Raw genomic sequence first — 23,635 nt, 5'->3', positions numbered from 1 at the left:
GACGCTTTTTAAAAATAAAATAAAGACGTCTTCTTTAGTTATGCACTTTTTCACCTGAATACCGTAAGGTTTTTTCATGGTAGTTGGATAAGAACCCTTAAAATGAGGAAACTAATAATTACACCCTACCTCCATCAGAAATTGGAGGTGCTAAAATGACTATCAAAAAAGTAGGTAAGTTATGGTCATTTCGAATTGAAGCCGGTATAGATCCAAAAACAAGTAACCGTAAACAAGTATACCGTAGTGGATTTAAAACAAAGCGTGAAGCACAAGAAGAAATGACTAAGCTTAAAAATGAAATTGATGAAGGAATTTTCATTGAACCTTCGAAAGATCTATTTAAAGACTACATTACAAGTTGGGTCAATTCTACTTACAAAAGTGAAGTTCAAATAACTAGTTTTGAAAAGGCTCAAACGATAATTCGTGTCCATATAGTTCCATATTTTCAATCAACACCTTTAGCAAAAAACACAACTTACGACATTGATCAGTTTTATGCTTCAAAATTAAATGAAGGTTTATCGAATGCGTATGTAAAAATTATGCACAACATCTTATCTAAAGCATTTCAGAAGGCTTTGCAGTGGGAATTGATTAAAACAAATCCGGTAAAAGAGTCTACACCTCCGAGAATTTCTAAAACTCGAAAACAAACTTGGACTGTTGATGAAGCAAAGATTTTTTTAGAGGTGTGCGAACGAGAAAATTACTTAATCCCATTTTAGTTAGCCATTTTTACTGGAATGCGTCGTGGTGAAATTTTAGCTCTTAGATGGCGTAACGTTGATCTAGTAAAAGGGGTCATTTATGTTGAAGAAAACTTAGTACGATCAAAAAATAAATAAAGGACTTCTTGCAAAAGAGCTAAAGACCGATCATTCGCTTCGCGAAATCTTTATTTCAGAAAGCGTCATTACTTCATTACAAAAGCATAAAACTGATCAGGATCAAATGAAATCAAAAATAAAGAACTTTAAAGACCTCGATTTAGTTATTTGTGCAATGAACGGCAATTACTTAGAGCCTAGAAATTTAATTCGTAAATTTAAACAGCTCATCAAAAAAGCGAATTTGCCTGTCATTCCATTTCATAATTTGCGCCACACTCATGCGACTATTTTAATGAGAATGGGTGAGAACCCCAAAATTGTAGCCGAGAGAATGGGTCATTCAAGAGTTGAAACAACACTTGGTATTTACTCACATTCAAATGAAGAAATGCAGAAGAATACAGCTGATCGTTTTGATGAAAAATTTGGTTTAAATTAAAATGCTCGTGAAGTTTCTGTGCAGTCTTTGTGCAATGCATAATATTCATTACAAAAAATGTAAGTAACTGAAAACAAAGAAAAAGCCCAAACCCTTGATACACTTAGGTTTGAGCCTTCTCATTTTTATGATCCCAACTGGACTTGAACCAGCGACCCCTACCCTGTCAAGGTAGTGCTCTCCCAGCTGAGCTATGGAATCATGATATGAATGTAAATATATTATAAAATTTGGTAATTATGAAGTCAAACTATTTTATCTGACATGATCGCAATTTAATAGAAAGCAAGCCTATGGTTTGTGGCCACAGGCTTGCTTTTTTATATTGTCCGCTCTTCCATTACGCTTAGGTTTTCAGTTTCATTAAAGAATCGACTTAATATGATTGCTATAAGTAGAATGCTAGTTGACATGATATACAAGGTGCTAATGCTAAATTGGTCGATTAAAAATCCGCCAAGCATCATACTAATTGGTGCTGTGATGGCTGATAATGTAGAGAATATTGCCATGACTCTACCATAATATTGTTTGTTCACTACTTTTTGAACATACGTTAGCATGGGGATCATCATACATACGTTGATCATTCCACTGCCGACGAAAACAACTATTAATAGTGCGATGTATAGTGGATAAATTAATACATTTGATTTAAATAATAGGAAAAATATAAATTGACTGATAACGGCAATGAACATCAAACCAAATGACGCTTTTAGTAGTTTAAAAGGTTGATTTGATATATTTAATTTTGAGATGACAATTGTACCACATACCCCACCTAGTGCTGATGCAGAATAAAGATATGATAAATGCATTTCTGGTGCTTTAATAAACTCTTTCATTAAAAATGGCAGTAAAACGGATTGAATTGGTCCATTCGCTAGATTGATAATGTTTACCATCAATAGTAAGTATAAAATCGGTTTATTTTTTGAAACGATATAGACAATACCAGCCTTTAAATCAGTAAACACATTATTTTTACTTTCTGATTGTTCATGATTTCCAATAACTTTAATAAAAAGTGCTGCAAAGCCTGAAAGTAAATATGACACCCCATTGATGATGACTAAAATCGTAGGTCCTAATAATGCATACATTACGCCTGCTAATAAGATTCCAAAAACATCTTTTATGCTATAAGTTAATGACATTAATGAATTTGCTTTTAGAAGTTCATCCTTTTTTACAATAGATGGTACTAAGCTTTGTGATGCTGGTGCAAATAATGCACCATTTACTGCTATGATGAATGTCGTTACATATAAAATATAGAGAATCATTTGTTGATCATCTAGCATAATCATGCTAATACCACAACCTAAGACAGCTATTCCTCTAATAAATTCAGTCATATAAATAATCTTTACGCGATCCCAGCGATCAGTAAAAACTCCTCCTATTGGCGTTAAGACTAACCATGTGACTGCACCAATCATACCGTATAAAGATAATTGAAATGCTGAATGGGTTAAATGTAAGATATATAGTCCGATTGCAAAATTGAAGAGCACATCGCCAATGCTTGATGCAAATGTGCCACTAAAAAAATATAAGAAATTCTTATTTTTTAGTATTTGAATCATCTTTTCCACCCCCTCGAACTCATTATAGAGCACGATAAGGTTCTTTGATATGCGGTGTCTGTGAGAAATACTTAGCTTAGTTCTTACTTTAAAATGTATTTTTTGCGCTTAGTTTCTCACATTCTATCTTTTTTCAATTTTAAGTAGGCTTGCTTATATAGTCGATTGTTTTCAACATAAGAAATCCATAAATCATCTAGTAAACAATCACAGAATAAATTTTGATGTCCGATTTTTTCATATAAATCTTTTAGCTCCTGATATGCTTCCTTACTTACAGTATTTGTCGCAAATAATTCTTCATAAGTATGATACAAACTTTGAAAAAACGGACTCTGACTTCCAACATCCATATATTTCTCCGATTTATGCCCCTTCCAATTTGCATGCAGTAACTCCAGTAAAAATAAGTAACTTTTGAATTCGGATTGAGCTTCATCAGTCAACACAATACTAGAAATTTGCTTTAATTGCTCAGTCGCATTAGCATTTTTCTCTTTTATTAAGATGTAAGTGTAAAGAATTTGTGTTGATAATAAAATGTCATTTCTATTAATTTTCTTAGCATAGCTAATCGATTTTTCAAAAAAGCGCTCATATAAGTCTTTCGTTCCTAATTGATAGATTAATAATCCCTGAAATTGATGAGTTAAGCTCACATTAATGATATTTACTTCTTCCAAATAATAGTGTAATGCTTTTTCTGCATAGATGACCGCTCCATAATAACTGCCTAATTTATATTCAACATTTGCTAAAAAATAATACAAATGACCTGTTTCCATAGACTGCTGAGCGAGCATTAATTCATCTTTCGAACGTTTTAAGTTCTTTTCAATGATATAGAGATTAATGGCTTCATAAAAATGAAATCTATGCTTTTGAACACGATTCAGTAATCCTTCAACGTATTGGATCGTCTTCTTTGCACTCATGTATTGGTCTTGTTCTTTTCTCCCACAATAAAAAGCTAGCTTGGCCATATAGTAATCAATGATGAGGGGTGAATGTATTAATTGCTCTTCATTATGTTCTAGCTGTTTGAAAATCTCGCCTGATTTGATAAAACCATTTAAATTTAATTCCTCAAAAAATAATTCAAGCTGATTTCTAGTTTCTTGTAGAAATTCTACACCGTCTTGATAAACAATACTTAACTCACCAAACAATAACCTTATCATTTCTAGGCTAGGTACTACTTCACCGTTTTCAATTTTACTCAAATACGACGGAACACAAATACCTTCACTTAAAGCTTGTTGACTCATATTCTGATTCATTCGATTGATTTTAATAATCGAACCTAATATTGTCAGGTTTTCTTTTTGAATTAAACCATTTAGTTCCTTCATAAAATAACCCCATTTTCATCTTACATCTGTTCAAATTTGCTACCTTTCACATAGCTTAATATGTATAGAACTAACATCTGAATACCCTCAAGCTTGTTAGCTCTTTTTTTTGAATTCTGTATTTTGTATTTTCTTACTTTCTGAATGACTCGAGGTTCGCTTCTTATTCTTCTTTCGTTTCTTCTTTTTCTTATTTTCCAATTCTCTTTTTTCCGCTTCCAGCTTTGCTAGTACTCTTCGCTCGGCTACGGCTGTCATGATCGATCCAGCTGCTTGGATCCAGCTTCCACTGTATTTTAATAGTTCACTGATTTCGCCATTTATTTTTATTTGTTCATTGAGAGGATCAGTAACACTTTCTTCAGAAACTTTTACTTCAGTTTCACCATCACCGTCAATATCAAGGGCTTCTTTCTCCCTAATGATTTCAAGATCATATAAACCTCCGATTGCTTGAAGGGTATTACCAATTGACTGAAGTAAATTTCCTAAGGCATTTGTCGGATCACCGCCACCTTGTTCAATGATGTCCCCGATTTCATCGATAACTGCTAAGAAACCACCAAATGCTTGCTGCGCATTTCCGACGATGTTTAAATTTATTTTTTTCACTTCATTATCTTCTGTCAAAATACTAAATAAGACGGTTACATTTCCAGATGCTTGAATAATTTCACCAGCTACTTCTAATGTAAATTCATCAGTTCCAGCTACCTCAACAATATTCCCGATAGCCTGTAATGCATTTCCACCAAAGTCAAGTTGTTCACTAATATCGTCCCACTTTTTCTTGTCCTCGCCTTGCAAACGTCTCAAAGGTGTACTTCCTATAGCGGACGCAATTGTACCAATAGCGGTTATCCATGATCCAAGTAATTCAATCCTTTCATTCGTCACCTTCTTAACCACCAATCTGTGAATATCAAGATGAGATAGTATATTCAACTATGATGTTTAAAGGTTCCTATGGGTGATAATGGATCAAAGTTACCCGACCTTCTTTTTGAAATGTTCAATTTTCGTTTTTTCACCAACAATAAAAATGTAATCCCCACTTTCAAAACGCACATCACCAATATTTGTAACAATCGGTTCGCCATTTCGGATAATTAAAACGACAGTTATTTCATATTTTACTGAGAAACCAATTTCTCTTAATGTCTTTCCAATCAATATCTCTGGAATCACTGTTTCAACCGCAGCAATTTTTTTCGTTATTTCAATGTACTCAATAATTCCATTCATCGCTTCACGTCTAGCTGCTTTGTGACCTGCTTCTTCTTCAGGATAAATAACCAAATCCGCTCCAATACTTTCTAAAATGCCCCCAACTTCGCGGTTATTTGCTTTACAGACAATTCTTGTCACATTTCTTTCCTTTAATCTACGCGTGATTAAGATTGAAGCTAATGGATCACTTCCAATTGCGACAAACACCACATCAAAATGATTTACATTTAAATCCTCTAACAGTGCTTCTTCACGTAAGTCACCGATTACAGCGTATTCTGTATATTCCTCAAGCTCTTCAAGATTAGATTTTTCTTTATCACATACAACGACCTCATGTCCTAATCTATCTAATTCCTTTACGATTCCACGACCAAACCTACCTGCACCGATGACTAAAAATTGTTTTGCCATTGCGACTCCTCCTTATCCGATTGCCAAGTCTTTCTCAATATATTTTAAATTTTGTTTATCAACTCTTAGTACAAAATAAATCATTGTAAAAATACCGATTCTTCCAATAAACATAAGTAAAATCAAAATAAATTTAGTAGAACTATGTATGTTTGCCGTAATTCCTAATGATAGTCCTGTATTTGTAATCGCCGATACGACTTCTAATAAAATTAAATCTAATGCAAATGGCTCAATCGTTGAAATGATAATCGTTGAAAGTAAGATTAATAATAAGAAGCTCATTGCAATGACAAAGGCACGGTCAACCACACTTCGTTTGACGGTTGTTCTAAATATTGCCGTATCCTCTTGCGATTTAATAACTGCTATCATTTTTGCGACTAAAACTGATACTGTTGTTAATCTGATCCCCCCGGCAGCACTTGATGAAGCTCCGCCAATATACATAAGAACTAATATAATCAAAATTGCAGGAAGTGTAAGATTCGCTATGTCTAAAGTTGCAAATCCACCATTTCGAGTCGTGACTGATAAAAAGATTGAATTTGTTATTTTATCAAATGTACTTAAATGATTAAATGCGTGATTTCTTTCTAATAACCAAAATAAAATGGTTCCAATCACCACAAAAGAAAAATGAAGTCTCATATTTATTTTTGTAAATAAGGACTTTTTCTTTTTAAATGAAAAGATATATTCCATAATCGTGGGATAACCTAAGCCACCAATAAAAATAAGCGCAGCTGTTACATATAAAACAATTGCATTCTCTTGAAACGAATATAAACTATTACCGAATAAATCAAAACCAGTATTTGTAAAACTTGCGATTGAATGAAATGCCGTTACAAGTAAGGTTTCTTTACTAGATTGAAAATGCTCTCTAAATTGACTATAAAAAAAGAATCCACCAATTATTTGAAAAATCAATGACGTATATAATACAGACAAACTTAGTTTTCTTATTGATTTAATACTGCTTTGATTTTGATCTTTAGATAAAACAAGTAAATTTGAAATCGTAATTTTCTTCCCTAGCATCATAAATCCATAGCTAATAAATACTACAATTCCAATTGCGCCAATTTCCATTTGAATCATTAATAATAACTTTCCCCATGTGTTAAATGTTTCAACTAGATTGACTGTTGTTAATCCAGTTACACTAATTGCACTTGTAGATACAAAAATACTATCAATTAATGAGAGCTCAGCAATTCTTGTAAATGGCATTAAATATAAGCATGAAAATACGATGGTTATCAATATATATGCGATGAAAATATAATGAAGGGGATTTCTAGGTTTCTTTTTCTTTTTTTTCATTTTTTGCTTTTTCTCCTTAGATTGGGTTCAATAATGGCGATAAAAATTTATTGATATTACATATTCTACCTATTTTCTTCCAAAAAATAAAAAACTTTCCAATCAATTGGTCATATTGATTAGAAAGTTTATTTGAAATGAATATTTATTTAGATTAAGCTGATGAAGAATTATTTGCTTCCATTTTCAATGCTATGGTTTCTTTTTGTTGTTGATATAGATATAAAGCAACACTCACAATTACAATCGTACCACCTACAAGTTGAAATGATGATAGCATTTCTTGTAGTAAGAAAAAGGCTAAAATTGATGCACCAACTGGTTCGCCTAAAATACTCATTGATATTGTCGTTGCATTCACATAATTTAATAAGTAATTATTAATGATATGAGCTAATGATGGAATAATAGCAGAAGCAATAAAAATAAGCCAGTCAGTCGATTGATAGTCAAAAAAGTTATCAAATGTAATGATATTATAAATTGTTAAAAATAAAGCTGAAAATGCGAAAACAAAAAAGCTATATACCCAATGAGACGTATTTTTTACGGTTGTTTGTCCAACCATTAAATATAGTACTGCAGCAATTACACTTAAGAATGAAAGAATATCACCTTTAAATGCAGTCATACTTAAACCGATATCCCCAAAGCCAATTAGGAACACACCTATAATTGCAATGATCATACAGATTTTAGAAGTCATAGAAGTTCGTTCTTTGAACACAAAAAATCCTAATATCATGGCAACTAATGGTTGAAGTGCTAGGATAATTGTCGAGCTTGCAACAGATGTGAAGACAAGTGATCCATACCAAAGGATAAAATGAATGGCCAACATTAAACCACCTAATGCAAACGACTTATATTCTTTTTTTTCTAAAGCTTTTAATTCAGTTTTTCGCTTTAAAACAAAAGGTAACATCCAGAAACACGTAAACCAGAGGCGATACATACTTAATACTGACGGAGAAGCATTTGTCCATTTTGCTAAAATAGCAGATGTAGAAATTGCAATGATTGAAATAATTAATAATGAAATCATTGCATTTGGCTGTTTTGTGTTCATGTTTCACCTCTTTATATAAACTTTTATGAAAGCGTAACACATTTTGCTTTTCTTAATTTTTTCAATGAAGTAACATCTAATTATATCATCCTAGTGAAAAGAAGAGGAGACATTTATGATTCAAACAAATGGAACTAGAGAAGAACATACACTTTATAGTAATCATATTCAAAAGGAAGTTACATTTACTATTTATTACTCAAGTCAATATACTCCTTTAATAAAACATCACTTATTACTTGCCCAAGATGGTCAGGATTATTTTAATTTAGGCAAAGTTCATCGTGTCATCGAAGAATTAACGAAAGAAGGCACAATCCAACCTACTATTATTGTTGGCATTCCATATTCAAGCCCGAAAGAACGATTCTCACTTTATCATCCATCTCAGGAAGGTCAGAAAAGCTATATTCGTTTTTTAGCTGAAGAATTACTACCTTATTTAGATGATCACTTACCACTACTTGGCCTTGCGCATAGTAGAACATTAATAGGTGATTCACTTGGTGGCACTGTTTCATTACAAGCTGCCTTTACGTATCCAAATACATTTGGAAAAGTCATTATGCAGTCACCATTTGTAAATGATGATGTGATTCATTTTTTAGAACAGAAACCTTTAACAACAACCTTATCTATTTTACAAACTGTTGGAACGCAGGAAGACAATGTGTTTACACCTACCAAACAATGGGTGAATTTTATAAAAGATGGTTTAAAATTAAAAGAGTTTTTATCGAAATGCCCTGTTGAGTTACATTATGCAGAGTATGATGGAGATCACACTTGGACGAATTGGGAGAAGCAATTAGAAGACTTGTTAAAAATTAGTTTAGCAAAATAATTCGTCAAACTTATCGATTTTTCAAAAATTTGATATAATTAAAATTGGTATCATTAAAAGCGTTAATTTAATAAAATTAACTATAAAAGTATCGAAAACAGGAGGTAATTTTTATGAAATGTGGCGTGGTTATTTTCCCATCAAAATTTGTTCAAGATAAGGCAAATGAGTTTAGAAAACGTTTTGATCCAGCTTATACTTTAATTTCTCCTCATGTAACAATACGAAGTGGTTTTGAGCTGAACGACGATCAACTTCCAACAATCATCTCTCAACTAAATGAGATTGCTAGTAAAATTGAGCCATTTGAATTGGAAATAAATAAAGTAAGTTCTTTTGCACCTGTTAATAATGTCATTTATTTAAAAGTTACACCTGTTGATGCTCTTAAAGAGCTTCATGAGAAAATGCATACTGGTGCATTTCCGAAAACAAAAGAATATGCATTTGTACCACATATTACAATTGGTCAGCAGCTACAAGATGCTGAGTTCGGTGATATTCTAGGACAACTAAGTATGATTCAATTTTCATACAATGAAATGATTGATAGCATTAAATTAGTTTACCAATTAGAAAATGGTGCTTGGGAAGTTTATGAAACATTTAAATTGGGAGCTAAACAATGACCATTGAAACAATCGTTGCAAAAACGGATGAACAAATCCAAGATGCTTTAAAGGTTCGAACTGAAGTTTTTGTAGTTGAACAACAAATCTCAAAAGACTTAGAATTTGATGGCTTAGACAATGAATGCTTTCATTTTGTTGCATATGATGGTGAACAACCAATTGCAGCTGGACGTCTAAGAGAAATCGATTCAAATGGCAAAGTACAACGAATATGTGTAAGAAAAGATTATCGTGGAAAACAAATTGGCAATGACATCATGCACTTAATTCATAAAACTGCAAAGGAAAACGGCATCCATCAATTGGTATTACATGCTCAAGAATCCGCGATTCCTTTTTATGAGAAATTAGGATATCATATTTCATCTGAGATTTTTTATGAAGCAGGAATTCCTCATGCAGAAATGAAAATAACATTAATCTAATTTGATAAAAAGCTATGATTCTTATTTGAATCATAGCTTTTTTATGCTCATACCTTATAGATTACTGCTCAATTCTCAAATCAACACATTAATCAATCTTCCTATACCAGTCAATTCACTGATTACTTTTTGTGCAGTATCATCCTGTAAACTATTTAAAGCAACATCAGATTTCATTTTTTGATAATGATTAGAAACTTTTTTAGCATATAGCTTTTGATCCTCTTTGAATCTGTTTATTTTTTGGACTTCTGTAAACATAAAAGGTATATGTAAATATCCATTTTTTTGTGAAATATAGTGATGATAAGCCGAGTAATGTAAAGGTGGAATATATCCCATGTCATCCCTCTTCTCTTTCCCCTGTAAAATTTACTTTTTTCCAATTAAATGAATTCACTTTTCGTATACAATACTTTTTGGTAACATAGATGAGTCTGCTTTTAATTTTTAGGGGGAACAAGATGAAAACTGCAAACTATCAAAATCAAATAATCTATTTACCAGATTTCCCCAGGTCAAGATATGAGGAGATTTATCAAGCTAGTATTCGTGGAGAAGTTAAATGTGTAAACTGTCAACAAAACATATTTTTAACTTTATCAATCTATGAAACTCCTTATTTTTATCATACGAATAAAGAGCAAAACCTAGAATGTAAACAACAAAGTTTTGAATTAGAAAAAACGATTCAAACAAACTCCAACAACACTACAATGATTGATACTAATATAGAAGATAGTGTCATTAAACTTCCAAAAAAGAGAGCTATATCTTCTTTGGCAACTATTGAAAAAAGTGAAGAAAATACATTTACTGCTAGATTACCTTTTTATCATATTCCACCTTATGAGAGTGTTGATCAAAAAGCGACTAAACATATGATGAATCAAATAACATTAGATGAACAGCAATGGAATGCAGTTACTCACACTGGTTCTCCTTTACTTGTACTCGCTGGAGCTGGTAGTGGAAAGACTCGAGTTATTACGACTCGTGCAATGCATTTAATGAATTTAGGTGTCCAACCACATGAAATGATGCTAGTTACCTTTACTTCAAAAGCCTCATTAGAAATGAAAGAACGCATGAGAAATCTTGGATACTCGATTCAACAAATGGAAATTGGTACGTTTCATAGTATTTTTTACAAGATGCTATTACGCTTTGATCGTGACAAGTGGGACTCTTCAAGGCTTATTAAATCTGATTTTCAAAAGGAAATCATGTTGAAACAAGTTGGTCGTAGACTTGAAATTGATGAAAAATCATTTGCTTATGATCAAGCAATTCAACAAATTGGATTATGGAAGAATTCATGTGTTTATCCCCACGAAATTCGTCCAAACGATGCTTGGGAAGAACAAGTTGCATCACTTTATGAAGGATATGAAGAAATAAAAAAGGAAAACGGACAATTTGATTTTGACGACATGCTTCTAGGATGCTTTGAAATGCTTAATAATTATCCTGAATTACTAGCTCAATATCAAAATCGCTTTAAATGTCTGTTAGTAGATGAATTTCAAGATATTAATAATATACAATTTTCAATCTTAAAAATCCTTTTTCAGCATACACAAAATGTTACTGCTGTTGGTGATGATGATCAGTCTATTTATGCATTCCGTGGTAGCGACCCGAGCTTTATTTTAGAATTTAAAGATCATTTTCCTGGATCAAAAATTTATCATTTAAATGAAAATTATCGTTCCTCTCATGGTATTGTTTCTCTTGCAAATGAAGTGATCAAACCAAATAAAAATAGATTTGTTAAATCAATGCATGCGCAATATGATCATGACCAGGTTCCATCTTTCTTCTTCCCATTTGATGAAGAAGAAGAAGCTACGATGATTGTAAATGATATAAAGGAAAAAATTAAAAATGGTGCGAACCCATCACAATTTGCTATCTTATATCGTACGAATACTGCTTCTAGAGCACTTTTTGAACGGTTAATTGCGACGAGTTTACCGTTTACGATAGATCAAGATGGAGATTCATTTTATGATCGTCCTATTATTAGAAAGATGATTTCTTTCTTATTATTAATAGAAGATGAAGACCATCAAGCTGCATTAAAAGAAATATTACCCGTATTTTTTCTTAAGCAGCAAGCATTTCAAGAGGCAAAAATGAATAGTGTTTTACAAAACCTTTCATTCTTAGAAGCGTTTACTACAATTAATAGCGCTGCACCGTTTCAGCTTAAAAAAATTGAGAAGCTAATAAAAGTTCTCCGTCATTTAAAAACGGCTTCTCCTCTTGAAGCAATCGAAAGAATTGAGGAAAGTCCAGCGTTTACTGATTATATAAAAAAACGTGGTAATGAATCGAATAAAATTGAACGACCTTCTGATGATTTAAGGGATTTGAAAGTAGTCAGCAGAAATTTTAAAACGGTACGAGAACTAACCCAGCACGCGTTTCATATCGCGGCAAAGTTCAAGGAATATAAACAACAAAAAAATAACCAGTCAGGTAGTATATCCCTTCTTACAGCACATCGTTCCAAAGGTTTAGAATATGATTTTGTTTACATCTTAGGTGCTGTCGATGGTGGCTTCCCACATGATTATGCTTTGGAATCATTAAAAAATGGTTCGATGGATCAATTAGAAGAAGAACGTCGTTTATTATATGTAGCCTGTACGAGAGCAAGAAAATTATTATACTTATCTATTCTTCAAAAAAGAAGAGGAAAAAAAGCATATCCATCAAGATTAATTAAACGCTTTTTAGCGAAAACCATTAAATAAAATAGAAAAAAGTATAGGGTGAGCCTTCTATAGCTCACCCTTTTTTATGTTTGTTTGTGATTAACGAGGAGATCTTCGCCCACAACCACAGCCGGATTTTTTTACATAACCTGTCGGCTGACCTTGTTGTGCATACGGATTTGCATATTGTTGCTGATTCATTTGTTGCATTTGTTGTTGCCATTGCTGTTGTTGAAGTTGTTGCCATTGTTGACTTGTTAATTGTTGTCCTTGTTGACGATTGTACATAGCTTCCCTCCTAAAAAAGTTTTTTCTTGATAGTATATGAAGGAATAAGATAATCGTTCAGACAAATATCACAAACTTAATCTATTAACCAATGCTTCAATTACACCAGCCGCACCAGCAATGGATAATAAGATGATGATGACTTCTCCCACTCCTGGGAATAATACATATATTAGTAGTAACAAAGCAGTACACCAAATTCCGCTACACCATGTACAACTAAGTAGCTCTCCAATAAAATATTGAATTCCCTTTCCTTTAATCTTTGTATAAGTGACGGGAATTCCCTCTTCTTCAATCGTGATTTCATCAATAAAAGGCCTTCTAATAAACGATGTAATCTTATCATGAACAACTAATCTGGTCAGTCTAAAACTAGCTAATGTAAGGAGTACTAATAGTAACCAAGTCATACTAATCATCTTAATAGCCTCACTCTACTCGTAATCATCTATGTTTAAACCAGTTTATTCATCCTAAACCCTTACAATACTTCCACAAGATCATTTCACTAAGCCCATTTCTTTAAAAAGCAAAAATCAACAGTAACCGATTCCCACCTCCTTAATATCATATTAATGTAATATCCATCTTAAATGATAAGGAGTGAAAAAGATGAGTTGCAAAGACAACAATAATCACAAAAGAAATAATGACAACAATTGTGTTAGCGACGTAGTAAAATTCATTAATGAATTACAAGATTGCGCAACAAACACTTGCCCAACAGGTTGTGATGTTCCATTCTTAGGCGCTAATCCAAATGTACCACTTGCAAATACTCGCCCTTTCTTACTATATTTACCTAATGGTGAGTTATTTAGAGTACCTGCATTTCTAAACAACATGAGAGACAGAAACGACAATAGAAATGATGACAATAATGACAATAATGACAAAAACAGAAGAAATAATTGTCAAGATTCAGTTGTTTTCCGTGTTGAAAGTGTAGATGATGACTGTGCAGTATTAAGAGCACTAGTTGGAGCTGACAGAGACAACAACAAAAACAACAACAACAAAGATCGCCAAGATTTCTGTGACCTAGTTGACGCTGATTTCTTCGTTGCTTCTAACACATGTATCACTGTTGATTTAGATGCTTTTGTTGCAATCCAATGCTTACGTGACGTTCACGTTAACAATTTATAATTCATGTAAACTAAAAAACTATGGGTGGTAGATTACTATATCTACCACCTTTTTATGTGTCTATATACCAACCATTTGAATACTGACAATTTCTTCTAATGGAATTTCAATATTATTGATACTTGATGTGATCTTCACTGCAACTTTTCCTTCGTTATAGGCTAAGATATATCCAATATACAAATCGTTTTTTGTACGGATGCGACATTCAACCTTAGGAATATAATGTGGTTTATTAACCATGAAATACACTTTTTCTTCATTCGTCATTGCTTTAAAAGGTTTTTTTACCCAACCTTTATCTTCTTGCACTTGATTTTCTGGACTGTCTAATTCATCTTGAGCATCCTCAATTTCTTCAACTTCTTCTACATTTTCAACTTCTTCATAATGTGACTCTACATAATCGTTTTTTTTCGCTTTCTTTTCCTGCTTATTTACTTTGACTACATAGGAATGTTGTATATTTAGCTTGGCTTCTTCAAGGTCAGGTTGAGCAATATATAACAAAGGTTTTACTCCTTCTTGTGATTCTTTTCGTGCCATAGCTGTTCCTCCCTCACATGTGTGCTCTTATAAAATATATGTGAGGACAATAGTTCTCATGTTAGATTTTTTTGGTGCAAATAAGCATTCTTCTACTATTTCTAGTTTATTTTCCCATCGACAATTGACTAATTTTATACATATTTGTAGAAATTGGACAAATATCCTAGTACAAACAATTGACAGGGCACATATAAATACATTGTAACCGCACAGAAAAAACAAGGAGCGATGAAAAAGTGAATAAAGAGTTATTCTCAGTATTCGTAGGTAAAGGAGTTAGAATTGGTCGAGGAGGTCACGAATCAAAAGAAGGTTTACTACTTGGTGCATATGGAACACATATTGCTCTTTTTACAGAGGCTGAAGGCGTAATTTACTTCCCATACTCTCATTTAAAAAGCGTAACTTCATTTGCAAAAGGTAAACTTAACTATAATGAAATGTTTAATACAATTGAGCTTTTACCAAATGAAAGCTTCGTGGACTTATTAAATTCACAAGTTAGACAATGGGTAAAAATCAATCGTGGTGGCCATGACAAAGTAGAAGGTATTCTTCTTGATGCAAACAATGATTATGTTGAAATTTCTTTCAACGATGAACTAGTTTATATTGCTACTTATCATATTAAAAGTGTAAGTTTCGGAGAAAAATTCGAAGTTTATGAAAGAAGTAATACGACAAGCCAAACATTAAGAAGAAGAAAATAATGTTTAGATCGGTCGTTTTATACTTATAAAACGACCCTTTTTTTTAACATTTATTCTCTCATACCATTCTAATTATGTTAAAGCAACTACATTCATACTTAACGACGTTCTATCGATCTAAGTAAAAGTATTTGATTAGATCATTTAACTTTCATATGATATATACTATTTGTTTTACAAGATACTTAATTTTGAGTGGTACTTCCATTAATAAAAATGATGAAGATTACTTCAAAATAAACAATAGGAAATGATGATCAATCATTACTAATCTTTCATTTCAGACAGGCACTAAAATGACTAAGTCATTTAATATGTCATACTTTGTTTATTTTATGCTTAATCAATGATTCTTGTTGATATGTAATGAAAACTTTTTTAAAAATTGCTGTGTTTAGACAGGCTTAGGTGGAAAACAAGTTATTTAATGTAGAAAGTTCGAGACTCATATGGCAGTAGCGGGACACGTGATTCCCCTAAAGGCGCATCTGTGCACCAAAGGGGCTTACCGCGCGCCCTCTACGAAAACTAAGCATGAGAACATTCACTTTTCACAAAGCCATATTTTAAAGCAAACACAGTTCACTATAAAACTTGAGAAAATCAATCTTCAAATAAGAAACAAATGAATGATTCTTACGGTTTATCTTTCAAGAAAGGAGAAAATAATGGCAAGCTTTAAACATTTTCTCAACATGCAAGTTACGATTGAAGTTTCCGGTAAAAACATTGTAGAAGGCATTTTATTAGAAGTAGGAAATGACTTATTAGTCCTGTTCAATGGCGAGAATTTTCTTTATATCCCCCTTCTTCACATTCAAAATGTAAGTGAGAGTTTGAATAAGGAGTCATATGGTACGGTCCCTTCACTACAAGAGTTAGAGCATGAAAAAGACGAATTATCGCTTAGAAAAGTATTAACAGCTGCTAAAGGGATATTTGTAGAAATAAAAGTTACAAATTCTCATTCTTTTCATGGTTACATCACAACAATCATGAATAATTACTTTGTATTTTACTCACCTGTTTATAAAGTAATGTATATATCACTTCAACACCTAAAATGGCTAATTCCATACCTTACAGAGCAAACCCCGTATACGCTAAGCAATAACTTGCTTCCAGTAAACCCTTCCAATATACCTTTAGCAAGAACTTTAGATGTCCAATTAAACAAATTAAATGGTGAATTGGTTGTTATCAATAGTGGAGAACGAAATGAATATATAGGTAAATTAGATTCAATTGATTCAAACTTCATTCAGTTAATTACCTCGAAGGGTGAGATTATATTAGTCGGTCTCCGTCACTTAAAATCAATCTTCATTCCATAATAAAAAGGATCATCGAGATAAATTATATGGACAAATCAATTTTCTTCAACAAATATAAAAAGGTGCCTTTTTTGTGATAACACAATAAGGCACCTTTCTGTTTATAGTCAAAGAATAAAACCAAGAGATTCAGACATTTATCCCATGATATGATAGCCAGAGTCAACGTGAAGGTTCTCACCAGTAATACCTCTTGATAAATCACTGAATAAGAATACAGCAGAATCTCCAACTTCTTCTTGCGTTACGTTTCTACGTAACGGAGCTTTTTCTTCAATTTCTTTTAAGATTGTATTAAAGTCTCCTACACCTTTAGCTGAAAGTGTACGAATAGGACCAGCAGAAATTGAATTTACACGAATATTGTACTTACCTAAGTCATTTGCCAAATAACGAACAGAAGCTTCTAATGCAGCTTTTGAAACGCCCATTAAATTGTAATTTTGCATTACGCGCTCTCCACCTAAGTAAGTTAACGTTACAATACTTCCACCTTCAGCCATAACTGCTTTTGCTTCACGTGCAACTGCAACTAATGAATACGCACTAACATCTTGTGATAATAAATATCCAGCACGACTTGTATCAACAAATTCACCTTTTAAATCTTCTTTGTTAGCAAAAGCGATACAATGAGCCACACCGTGAATTGAACCAACTTGTTCTTTAATTGAAGCGAAACATTTAGCTAAATCTTCATCGCTTGTTACATCACACTGAACAAGAATTGTATTCGGATTTTCTAAACTATCAGCTAGTTCACGAACACCTTTTTCAAGTCTCTCATTTGCATAAGTAAAAATTAAATTTGCTCCTGCCGTATGTAGTGACTGTGCAATACCCCAAGCAATACTTCTGAAGTTTGCAACTCCCATTACAACAAATGTTTTACCTTTTAATGAAATCATAGATCCGCACTCCTTAATATTAGTTATTAGTAGTAGATACTAAAATAGTAGCATAAATACTTTCAATTGGAAATAGTAAAGTTATCTACCGGTTTTTTTGAAGATTATAGAAATAAATGATGAAATTATCATGAGTTCATAGTTTTGAATTCCTTTAATAACAAAAATAAATTATAATGATGATTGTCGGCATTTAAAAATGCTATTTAAAATGCATACTAATAAAACATATTATAGAGAGGTGAGGACATGAAGGAAGACCGTACATCTCCCTTTCAAATTGACTTTAAATTACTTTTTATCCTATTTTCTATTGCTGCGATAAGTTATCTTGCAATTACAAGTGCACAACCGAGCCTTCCTGAAAATCTTAGAAGTATAAACTTTGCCGCTCAACAAATTAAATGGTATGTCATTGGATTTGTTGGAATTGCCGTCATTATGATCATTGACTTTGATCGTTATAAAAATGTTATTTGGTATATGTATGGTGTTGGTTTACTCTTACTACTTGGATTAGAACTGAATGTTCCAGGTGCATTAACAATTAAAGGTGCAACTGCATGGTACAGTATTCCCGGTGTAGGGAATTTCCAACCATCTGAATTAATGAAAATATTTATGATCATTATTCTTGGAACAATTATCTCTAAACATAATGAAACGTACTCGGTTCGTGGTAAAAAAGAAGATATATTTTTACTATTTAAAATCATTGGGATATCATTACCACCATTATTACTAATTGCAAAAGAACCTGATTTAGGGAACACAATGGTTATGTGTGCAATTATTGCTACAATGATATTAGTTTCTGGAATTCGTTGGAGATACATTCTTGCTTTAGTTGGTTTAACGGTTGCACTAGGATCATTCATGGTTTATCTTTTCTTATTCCATTTTGAATTTTTCACAGCTCACGTACTACAGGAATACCAACTAAATCGTTTCTACGGCTGGTTAGCACCATATGAATATCCAACTCAAGGTTATCAACTGACACAAGCTCTAATGGCTGCAGGTTCAGGTATGCTAACAGGTAAAGGGTTCCATAACGGAGAAGCTTACTTCCCTGAACCACATACAGATTTCATTTTCACAGTAATATGCGAACAATATGGATTTATCGGTGCCAGCGTAGTCATCTCATTCTTCTTCCTACTGATCTACCGAATGATCCACATCGCATTAGAAAGTAATGACAAATTCGGAAGCTATATCTGCGCAGGTGTTGTTGGAATGTTCACCTTCCAAATCTTCCAAAATATCGGGATGACAATCGGACTACTACCGATTACAGGTATTACCCTACCTTTCATCAGCTACGGAGGAAGCTCACTAGCAACCAACCTCCTAGCAATCGGCTTCATCCTAAACGTAAGATCAAGAACAAATAAATATATGTTTAACTAAGAAATGTGGAGGCGACTGTTCAGCCCCGACATGCATAAGCCAAGGCCCAGTGGAGGTTGCTTTTTAACCTTTACTGGGCCTTGGCTTATGACCTCGAGGGGCTAGGAGCCGGAACTAGACATCAAGAAATGTGGAGGCGACTGTTTTGCCCCGACAAGCATAAGACAAGGACCAGTGGAGGTTGCTTTTTAACCTTTACTGGGCCTTGGCTTATGACCTCGAGGGGCTAGGAGCCGGAACTAGACATCAAGAAATGTGGAGGCGACTGTTCAGCCCCGACAAGCATAAGACAAGGACCAGTGGAGGTTGCTTTTTAACCTTTACTGGGCCTTGGCTTATGACCTCGAGGGGCTAGGAGCCAGAACTAGACATCAAGAAATGTGGACGCGACTGTTTAGCCCCGACAAGCATAAGACGAGGTTAATATGATCGTAGAAGATGACAGAAATATAATTAGATAAGTAATTAGAGGACTAAATCGCAAAATTTAGTCCTCTTTTTTCGATTAATATTTCTAAAAGAAAGAATCATAAGTTAAATTGCCAGTAAGTTGCTATCGAAATTGGTTCAGATTTTAGTGTTATTACTGTAGTTTTATTTAAAAAAATATGGAAATGAAAGAACCTAATCAATACCTATTCAAAGACTAGGAATGTTTTTTTGGATTTGACGAACACAGGCATCTTCTAATTTAATTAAAAAATCGAAATCCCTTGCTTTATAAAACACTAAAAGCAAAAAAAAAATCGCTTAGAGTCTGCTTATTATCACAAAAAGATTGAAACGGAAGGATGCGTGACTCCTATGGGAGATACGGGACAGCTGAGACCCCACAGGAGCGAACGTGACGAGGAGGCTCTGCGTCCGCCCCATGGAAAGCGAGCATCCTGAAGTGGAAACCAATGCATACTTTTTATTACCTCACTTTATCAAGTCAGATAATTTTTTCAGAATACCCAGATTTTTAATCCGTCTGTTTTTTAACAGTCTTCTAGTTGCCTTAATTCAGAATGACCGAAACATAAATGCATATACTATTTTTAAAATTACATTGCTTGGGCCATTAAACGGTTCAAGCATTTTTTAAAGGGAATGATTTAATGAGTAAATATGATGTAATTGGAGATATTCATGGCTGTTATGACGAATTTGTTGAGTTAACAAAGAAATTAGGATATCAATGGGAAAAAGATGTTCCACTTCATCCCGAGGAAAGAAAACTTGTATTCGTAGGAGACTTAACAGATAGAGGACCTAACTCTTTGGGTGTCATGAAAGTTGTATACGATCTGGTAATGAAATACAAAAAAGCACATTATTCACCAGGTAATCATTGTAATAAGCTTTACCGCTACTTTTTAGGTCGAAATGTAAAAATTCTTCATGGACTTGAAACAACAGTTGCTGAACTAGAATCACTTAAAGGAAAAGAACGTCAACACTATAAAAACTCATTTATTAAACTGTATGAATCCTCACCTTTGTATCAAGTATTAGATGATGGAAAATTAGTTGTTAGTCATGCTGGAATTCGTGAAGACATGATTGGTAAGCATTCAAATAATGTAAAAACCTTTGTGCTTTATGGAGATATAAATGGAGATGTTCTCCCCAACGGTATGCCTGTTCGAAAAGATTGGGCAAAGGACTATCGAGGGAAGGCACTAATTATATACGGTCACACTCCAATTAAGGAACCAAGAGAGATAAATAATACAATCAATATCGATACGGGTGCAGTGTTTGGAGGTAAATTAACAGCATATTCGTATCCAGAACATGTATTTACACAAGTCCCTTCTACAATGCCATTAATCGAAGAAAAATTTAGTTTTTATGAAGAATAGAAAAACAAAAAGTAGGTACCATTTCGGAACCTACTTTACTGTAAGAGCGTCGCCCGCTCTTCAGATATTTTAGTTTCTTCCATCCCCATGGTAGAAACACTACAAATATAAAGTTAATCTATTATTCTAATAATGTCAATGAAATATCCAAACATTAGACAAATTTTACTGTTGACAATCTATTATTGTCTCATTTTCTTGTTTCTGTTGATCTAGCCAATCTATTAAATCTTCAGGTAGAACTATTTCAAATGACATTTCATCTTTGTTAATAGGATGTATGAATGACAAGTAATAGCTATGAAGAGCTTGTCTTTTCAATGTGACAGTAGATCCTCCGTATAAATCATCCCCAATGAGTGGATGGTTTATAGAAGACATATGAACTCGAATTTGATGCGTTCTACCAGTTTCCAATTGTAATTCTACAATCGAAAAATCTTTAAACGTTTCTACGACTTTAAAATATGTTATCGCTTCTTGTCCTTCTTCTGACACTTCTCTTTCAATAATACTATCACGTTTCCTAGCAATCCTTGCATTTATAATGCCCGTACTTTCCTTCATTTCGCCATGAACGATTGCCTTATATTTACGATTTACATCTTTTAATTCATTTTTTGAGAATAAATAATGTACGTACCGATTTTTAGCAATCAACATTAAACCCGATGTATCCTTATCTAGACGGGTTACAATATGGATAGTTGATTGTAATCCGATTTGTTTGTAATAATGAAGGATTCCATTTGCTAATGTACCATTTTGATGTTCTCTTGATGGAATACTGGATATCCCAAAAGGTTTATTAACAACTAATATTGCTTCATCTTCATATACAATTTCAAATGGAACAGCTTGTGGAATTAGCTCTTCACTAGGTTTTTCAATTGGAAAAAAGATCGTTACGATGTCATGTTCTTTTACAATTGTACGAACTGTTTTTTCTTCATCATTAACTAAGATTTTTCCACCTTGAAATTTAATATCTGTCAATGCTCGTTTAGAGAGTTCCATTAAATGTAGAAACTCTCTAAGTAACAAGCCATTATGTTCTGTTTTTACTTCCCATTTTAATTGAAATTGTTTCATTTTCATTCACCTTTATTCTTTAACAAAAGAATCGACGACACGCTTCCAAAATGGAAATGGTCGGAATCGAGCAAAACGCACTTTTTCATGGGCAACCCTACATTGAATCGATTTAACATCTTGATGTATGATCGTTTTGTGATCTAATGTAATTTGGAAATTAGATTTACGGACAGGTTTTAATAAACATGTATGGTGTTTTGGCAAAACGAGTGGTGAACCGATTGTTCGAAATACCCGATTATTAATGGATGCCATTTCTGCAATTTGAATCGCCTCGATTGAAGGATGAATAATCGCTCCACCTAAGGCTTTATTATATGCCGTACTTCCAGATGGTGTGGAAATACAAAGTCCGTCTCCTCTGAATGTCTCAAAATGCTGACCTTTTATTTCAACATCAATTACTAAAGTACCTTCAAGTCCCTTAATAGTACATTCATTTAAAGCGAGTGTTCGCAATTCTTTCCTGCCATCATTGTATCGAATATTGACTTCCAACAAAGGATACTCTACAACTTGAAAAGGTGTTTTTGCGATCGCAATCACTAATTTTTCTACCTCGGATGGAACCCAATCCGCATAAAATCCAAGATGCCCTGTGTGAACACCAACAAACGAAACCTTATCAAGTAGATGTGTATATTGATGAAATGCATGTAGTAATGTACCATCACCACCAATTGAAATAACAATTTCTGGTTCAACCTCATCGTACTTAAAATTAAAACTTTCCAAATAATCCTTCATGCGCTTAGTATGACTATTCGATTCTTGGTCACCCTTTGACATAATTGCGAATTTCATTTTCTCGTCCTTCCCTTATTGGTCGTTTTTTTTCGAGAATACAGCTTGTGCCTCTTGTATTTCTCCCCTAATTAGCGACATCTCTTCATCAAGTAAAAATGCTGCTTCAGCTGCTCTTTGTAATCGCTCGAGAATGTTTGCAGGGTATTGCCCTTTATATTTATAATTTAATGAATGTTCAATTGTTGCCCAAAAGTTCATTGCTAGTGTACGTATTTGAATTTCTACAAGTACTTTCTTTTCACCTTCAATTGTTTGAACTGGATATTCGACAACTACATGATATGAACGATAACCGCTCTCTTTTTTATTAGTAATATAATCTCGTTCTTCAATAATTTTAAAATCTTTTCGCGTACGCAGGAGTTCTACTACAGTTTTAATATCCTCAACAAACTGACACATCATTCGCAGTCCAGCGATATCTTGTAATTCATGTTCTAGCTTTGCTAGTGGAATTCCTTTTCGAATCGACTTATTTACAATACTATGAATTGGTTTGACTCGGCCTGTCACAAATTCAATCGGTGAATGTTGATGAGACTCTTCAAATTGCTTTCGAATCCCTTTTAATTTAACTTTTAATTCACTTACTGCCTGTTCATATGGTGCTAAAAAACTTTCCCATTGACCATTCATATAATCACCAC

General features: G+C 33.2%; 25 protein-coding genes and 1 tRNA gene. 11 read left to right on the top strand and 15 right to left on the bottom strand.

Features of this window, described 5'->3' with window-relative positions; all coding sequences use genetic code 11:
• The first annotated feature begins 155 nt into the window (after positions 1 to 155).
• Positions 156 to 731: a site-specific integrase family protein gene (locus CAB05_RS11690; RefSeq protein WP_088000012.1), complete on the top strand. Its 576-nt coding sequence runs from the start codon at positions 156 to 158 to the stop codon at positions 729 to 731.
• A gap of 112 nt (positions 732 to 843) precedes the next feature.
• On the top strand, positions 844 to 1,275 hold the full coding sequence (locus CAB05_RS11685; protein WP_088000011.1) for a site-specific integrase: 432 nt from the start codon (positions 844 to 846) through the stop codon (positions 1,273 to 1,275).
• 128 nt (positions 1,276 to 1,403) lie between these two features.
• On the opposite strand, the gene CAB05_RS11680 is transcribed toward CAB05_RS11685, so the two are convergent.
• The 7 genes from CAB05_RS11680 to CAB05_RS11650 all read right to left on the bottom strand — a co-directional run bounded on the left by CAB05_RS11680 (position 1,404) and on the right by CAB05_RS11650 (position 8,261).
• Positions 1,404 to 1,476 (bottom strand) — tRNA-Val (locus CAB05_RS11680).
• Between the two features lie 119 nt (positions 1,477 to 1,595).
• Positions 1,596 to 2,867, bottom strand: a complete 1,272-nt coding sequence (locus tag CAB05_RS11675; protein ID WP_088000010.1) for an MFS transporter — start codon at positions 2,865 to 2,867, stop codon at positions 1,596 to 1,598.
• 116 nt (positions 2,868 to 2,983) lie between these two features.
• Positions 2,984 to 4,219 carry a helix-turn-helix domain-containing protein gene (locus CAB05_RS11670; RefSeq protein ID WP_088000009.1) on the bottom strand — a complete coding sequence of 412 codons (1,236 nt, stop codon included), beginning with the start codon at positions 4,217 to 4,219 and terminating at the stop codon, positions 2,984 to 2,986.
• Positions 4,220 to 4,315: 96 nt separating this feature from the next.
• Complete coding sequence (locus CAB05_RS11665) at positions 4,316 to 5,116, bottom strand: DUF6944 family repetitive protein (RefSeq protein WP_088000008.1); 801 nt, start codon at positions 5,114 to 5,116, stop codon at positions 4,316 to 4,318.
• Between the two features lie 90 nt (positions 5,117 to 5,206).
• Positions 5,207 to 5,863 (bottom strand): potassium channel family protein, encoded by a 657-nt coding sequence (locus CAB05_RS11660; protein ID WP_088000007.1) that lies wholly within the window; start codon positions 5,861 to 5,863, stop codon positions 5,207 to 5,209.
• A 12-nt stretch (positions 5,864 to 5,875) separates the two neighbouring features.
• Complete coding sequence (locus CAB05_RS11655) at positions 5,876 to 7,192, bottom strand: potassium transporter TrkG (RefSeq protein WP_088000006.1); 1,317 nt, start codon at positions 7,190 to 7,192, stop codon at positions 5,876 to 5,878.
• A gap of 154 nt (positions 7,193 to 7,346) precedes the next feature.
• Complete coding sequence (locus tag CAB05_RS11650; protein ID WP_088000005.1) at positions 7,347 to 8,261, bottom strand: DMT family transporter; 915 nt, start codon at positions 8,259 to 8,261, stop codon at positions 7,347 to 7,349.
• Between the two features lie 115 nt (positions 8,262 to 8,376).
• Between CAB05_RS11650 and CAB05_RS11645 the strand changes: the two genes are divergently transcribed.
• The 3 genes from CAB05_RS11645 (at position 8,377) to CAB05_RS11635 (ending at position 10,162) form a co-directional block, all read left to right on the top strand.
• The gene (locus CAB05_RS11645; protein WP_088000004.1) at positions 8,377 to 9,105 is read left to right on the top strand and encodes an alpha/beta hydrolase; all 729 of its coding nucleotides are present in this window, start codon (positions 8,377 to 8,379) and stop codon (positions 9,103 to 9,105) included.
• A gap of 113 nt (positions 9,106 to 9,218) precedes the next feature.
• On the top strand, positions 9,219 to 9,734 hold the full coding sequence (locus CAB05_RS11640; RefSeq protein WP_088000003.1) for a YjcG family protein: 516 nt from the start codon (positions 9,219 to 9,221) through the stop codon (positions 9,732 to 9,734).
• The gene (locus CAB05_RS11635) at positions 9,731 to 10,162 is read left to right on the top strand and encodes a GNAT family N-acetyltransferase (RefSeq protein WP_088000002.1); all 432 of its coding nucleotides are present in this window, start codon (positions 9,731 to 9,733) and stop codon (positions 10,160 to 10,162) included. The genes CAB05_RS11640 and CAB05_RS11635 overlap by 4 nt, the downstream gene beginning before the upstream one ends.
• 75 nt (positions 10,163 to 10,237) lie before the next feature.
• Here CAB05_RS11635 and CAB05_RS11630 read toward each other — a convergent pair whose 3' ends face one another.
• On the bottom strand, positions 10,238 to 10,504 hold the full coding sequence (locus CAB05_RS11630) for a hypothetical protein (RefSeq protein WP_088000001.1): 267 nt from the start codon (positions 10,502 to 10,504) through the stop codon (positions 10,238 to 10,240).
• Positions 10,505 to 10,626: 122 nt separating this feature from the next.
• Here CAB05_RS11630 and CAB05_RS11625 point away from each other — a divergent pair, with 122 nt between their 5' ends.
• The gene (locus tag CAB05_RS11625) at positions 10,627 to 12,924 is read left to right on the top strand and encodes an ATP-dependent helicase (RefSeq protein WP_088000000.1); all 2,298 of its coding nucleotides are present in this window, start codon (positions 10,627 to 10,629) and stop codon (positions 12,922 to 12,924) included.
• Positions 12,925 to 12,984: 60 nt separating this feature from the next.
• Here the strand turns inward: CAB05_RS11625 and CAB05_RS11620 are convergent, their stop codons facing one another.
• Both CAB05_RS11620 and CAB05_RS11615 read right to left on the bottom strand, forming a co-directional pair.
• Positions 12,985 to 13,173 carry a cytochrome C oxidase subunit III gene (locus CAB05_RS11620; protein ID WP_087999999.1) on the bottom strand — a complete coding sequence of 63 codons (189 nt, stop codon included), beginning with the start codon at positions 13,171 to 13,173 and terminating at the stop codon, positions 12,985 to 12,987.
• Positions 13,174 to 13,241: 68 nt separating this feature from the next.
• The gene (locus CAB05_RS11615; RefSeq protein ID WP_087999998.1) at positions 13,242 to 13,595 is read right to left on the bottom strand and encodes a DUF1360 domain-containing protein; all 354 of its coding nucleotides are present in this window, start codon (positions 13,593 to 13,595) and stop codon (positions 13,242 to 13,244) included.
• 193 nt (positions 13,596 to 13,788) lie between these two features.
• Here CAB05_RS11615 and CAB05_RS11610 point away from each other — a divergent pair, with 193 nt between their 5' ends.
• A complete protein-coding gene (locus CAB05_RS11610; protein WP_087999997.1) occupies positions 13,789 to 14,325 on the top strand; it encodes a CotY/CotZ family spore coat protein in 537 nt (178 codons plus the stop codon).
• Positions 14,326 to 14,385: 60 nt separating this feature from the next.
• Here CAB05_RS11610 and CAB05_RS11605 read toward each other — a convergent pair whose 3' ends face one another.
• Positions 14,386 to 14,871, bottom strand: coding sequence for a CotO family spore coat protein (locus CAB05_RS11605; RefSeq protein ID WP_087999996.1), 486 nt, complete (start codon positions 14,869 to 14,871; stop codon positions 14,386 to 14,388).
• A gap of 239 nt (positions 14,872 to 15,110) precedes the next feature.
• On the opposite strand from CAB05_RS11605, the gene CAB05_RS11600 reads away from it, so the two are divergent.
• Complete coding sequence (locus tag CAB05_RS11600; RefSeq protein ID WP_087999995.1) at positions 15,111 to 15,584, top strand: DUF2642 domain-containing protein; 474 nt, start codon at positions 15,111 to 15,113, stop codon at positions 15,582 to 15,584.
• A gap of 668 nt (positions 15,585 to 16,252) precedes the next feature.
• Positions 16,253 to 16,918 carry a YwrJ family protein gene (locus CAB05_RS11595; RefSeq protein WP_087999994.1) on the top strand — a complete coding sequence of 222 codons (666 nt, stop codon included), beginning with the start codon at positions 16,253 to 16,255 and terminating at the stop codon, positions 16,916 to 16,918.
• A gap of 137 nt (positions 16,919 to 17,055) precedes the next feature.
• Here the strand turns inward: CAB05_RS11595 and fabI are convergent, their stop codons facing one another.
• Complete coding sequence (fabI, locus tag CAB05_RS11590) at positions 17,056 to 17,826, bottom strand: enoyl-ACP reductase FabI (protein ID WP_087999993.1); 771 nt, start codon at positions 17,824 to 17,826, stop codon at positions 17,056 to 17,058.
• A 249-nt stretch (positions 17,827 to 18,075) separates the two neighbouring features.
• Here fabI and CAB05_RS11585 point away from each other — a divergent pair, with 249 nt between their 5' ends.
• Positions 18,076 to 19,239: an FtsW/RodA/SpoVE family cell cycle protein gene (locus tag CAB05_RS11585; RefSeq protein WP_087999992.1), complete on the top strand. Its 1,164-nt coding sequence runs from the start codon at positions 18,076 to 18,078 to the stop codon at positions 19,237 to 19,239.
• A gap of 1,100 nt (positions 19,240 to 20,339) precedes the next feature.
• The gene (prpE, locus tag CAB05_RS11580; RefSeq protein ID WP_087999991.1) at positions 20,340 to 21,086 is read left to right on the top strand and encodes a bis(5'-nucleosyl)-tetraphosphatase PrpE; all 747 of its coding nucleotides are present in this window, start codon (positions 20,340 to 20,342) and stop codon (positions 21,084 to 21,086) included.
• A 165-nt stretch (positions 21,087 to 21,251) separates the two neighbouring features.
• Here the strand turns inward: prpE and CAB05_RS11575 are convergent, their stop codons facing one another.
• The 3 genes from CAB05_RS11575 to yjbM are packed head-to-tail and all read right to left on the bottom strand — an operon-like array spanning position 21,252 to position 23,624.
• Positions 21,252 to 22,178 carry an RluA family pseudouridine synthase gene (locus CAB05_RS11575; protein ID WP_087999990.1) on the bottom strand — a complete coding sequence of 309 codons (927 nt, stop codon included), beginning with the start codon at positions 22,176 to 22,178 and terminating at the stop codon, positions 21,252 to 21,254.
• A gap of 12 nt (positions 22,179 to 22,190) precedes the next feature.
• Positions 22,191 to 22,985, bottom strand: coding sequence for an NAD kinase (locus CAB05_RS11570; protein ID WP_087999989.1), 795 nt, complete (start codon positions 22,983 to 22,985; stop codon positions 22,191 to 22,193).
• A 15-nt stretch (positions 22,986 to 23,000) separates the two neighbouring features.
• The gene (gene yjbM, locus CAB05_RS11565; RefSeq protein ID WP_087999988.1) at positions 23,001 to 23,624 is read right to left on the bottom strand and encodes a GTP diphosphokinase; all 624 of its coding nucleotides are present in this window, start codon (positions 23,622 to 23,624) and stop codon (positions 23,001 to 23,003) included.
• Positions 23,625 to 23,635 lie beyond the last annotated feature (11 nt).

It is taken from the genome of Gottfriedia solisilvae (assembly GCF_002128405.1).
In the GTDB taxonomy this organism is placed as follows: domain Bacteria; phylum Bacillota; class Bacilli; order Bacillales; family Bacillaceae_G; genus Gottfriedia; species Gottfriedia solisilvae.
This window is presented reverse-complemented; position numbering and strand designations above follow the sequence as displayed.

Coding starts and splice junctions, on each gene's coding strand:
- CAB05_RS11690 (WP_088000012.1), top strand. CDS start 156: ATGACTATCAAAAAAGTAGGTAAGTTATGGTCATTTCGAATTGAAGCC.
- CAB05_RS11675 (WP_088000010.1), bottom strand. CDS start 2,867: ATGATTCAAATACTAAAAAATAAGAATTTCTTATATTTTTTTAGTGGC.
- CAB05_RS11670 (WP_088000009.1), bottom strand. CDS start 4,219: ATGAAGGAACTAAATGGTTTAATTCAAAAAGAAAACCTGACAATATTA.
- CAB05_RS11660 (WP_088000007.1), bottom strand. CDS start 5,863: ATGGCAAAACAATTTTTAGTCATCGGTGCAGGTAGGTTTGGTCGTGGA.
- CAB05_RS11655 (WP_088000006.1), bottom strand. CDS start 7,192: ATGAAAAAAAAGAAAAAGAAACCTAGAAATCCCCTTCATTATATTTTC.
- CAB05_RS11650 (WP_088000005.1), bottom strand. CDS start 8,261: ATGAACACAAAACAGCCAAATGCAATGATTTCATTATTAATTATTTCA.
- CAB05_RS11645 (WP_088000004.1), top strand. CDS start 8,377: ATGATTCAAACAAATGGAACTAGAGAAGAACATACACTTTATAGTAAT.
- CAB05_RS11640 (WP_088000003.1), top strand. CDS start 9,219: ATGAAATGTGGCGTGGTTATTTTCCCATCAAAATTTGTTCAAGATAAG.
- CAB05_RS11635 (WP_088000002.1), top strand. CDS start 9,731: ATGACCATTGAAACAATCGTTGCAAAAACGGATGAACAAATCCAAGAT.
- CAB05_RS11630 (WP_088000001.1), bottom strand. CDS start 10,504: ATGGGATATATTCCACCTTTACATTACTCGGCTTATCATCACTATATT.
- CAB05_RS11625 (WP_088000000.1), top strand. CDS start 10,627: ATGAAAACTGCAAACTATCAAAATCAAATAATCTATTTACCAGATTTC.
- CAB05_RS11620 (WP_087999999.1), bottom strand. CDS start 13,173: ATGTACAATCGTCAACAAGGACAACAATTAACAAGTCAACAATGGCAA.
- CAB05_RS11615 (WP_087999998.1), bottom strand. CDS start 13,595: ATGATTAGTATGACTTGGTTACTATTAGTACTCCTTACATTAGCTAGT.
- CAB05_RS11610 (WP_087999997.1), top strand. CDS start 13,789: ATGAGTTGCAAAGACAACAATAATCACAAAAGAAATAATGACAACAAT.
- CAB05_RS11605 (WP_087999996.1), bottom strand. CDS start 14,871: ATGGCACGAAAAGAATCACAAGAAGGAGTAAAACCTTTGTTATATATT.
- CAB05_RS11595 (WP_087999994.1), top strand. CDS start 16,253: ATGGCAAGCTTTAAACATTTTCTCAACATGCAAGTTACGATTGAAGTT.
- fabI (WP_087999993.1), bottom strand. CDS start 17,826: ATGATTTCATTAAAAGGTAAAACATTTGTTGTAATGGGAGTTGCAAAC.
- CAB05_RS11585 (WP_087999992.1), top strand. CDS start 18,076: ATGAAGGAAGACCGTACATCTCCCTTTCAAATTGACTTTAAATTACTT.
- prpE (WP_087999991.1), top strand. CDS start 20,340: ATGAGTAAATATGATGTAATTGGAGATATTCATGGCTGTTATGACGAA.
- CAB05_RS11575 (WP_087999990.1), bottom strand. CDS start 22,178: ATGAAACAATTTCAATTAAAATGGGAAGTAAAAACAGAACATAATGGC.
- CAB05_RS11570 (WP_087999989.1), bottom strand. CDS start 22,985: ATGAAATTCGCAATTATGTCAAAGGGTGACCAAGAATCGAATAGTCAT.
- yjbM (WP_087999988.1), bottom strand. CDS start 23,624: ATGAATGGTCAATGGGAAAGTTTTTTAGCACCATATGAACAGGCAGTA.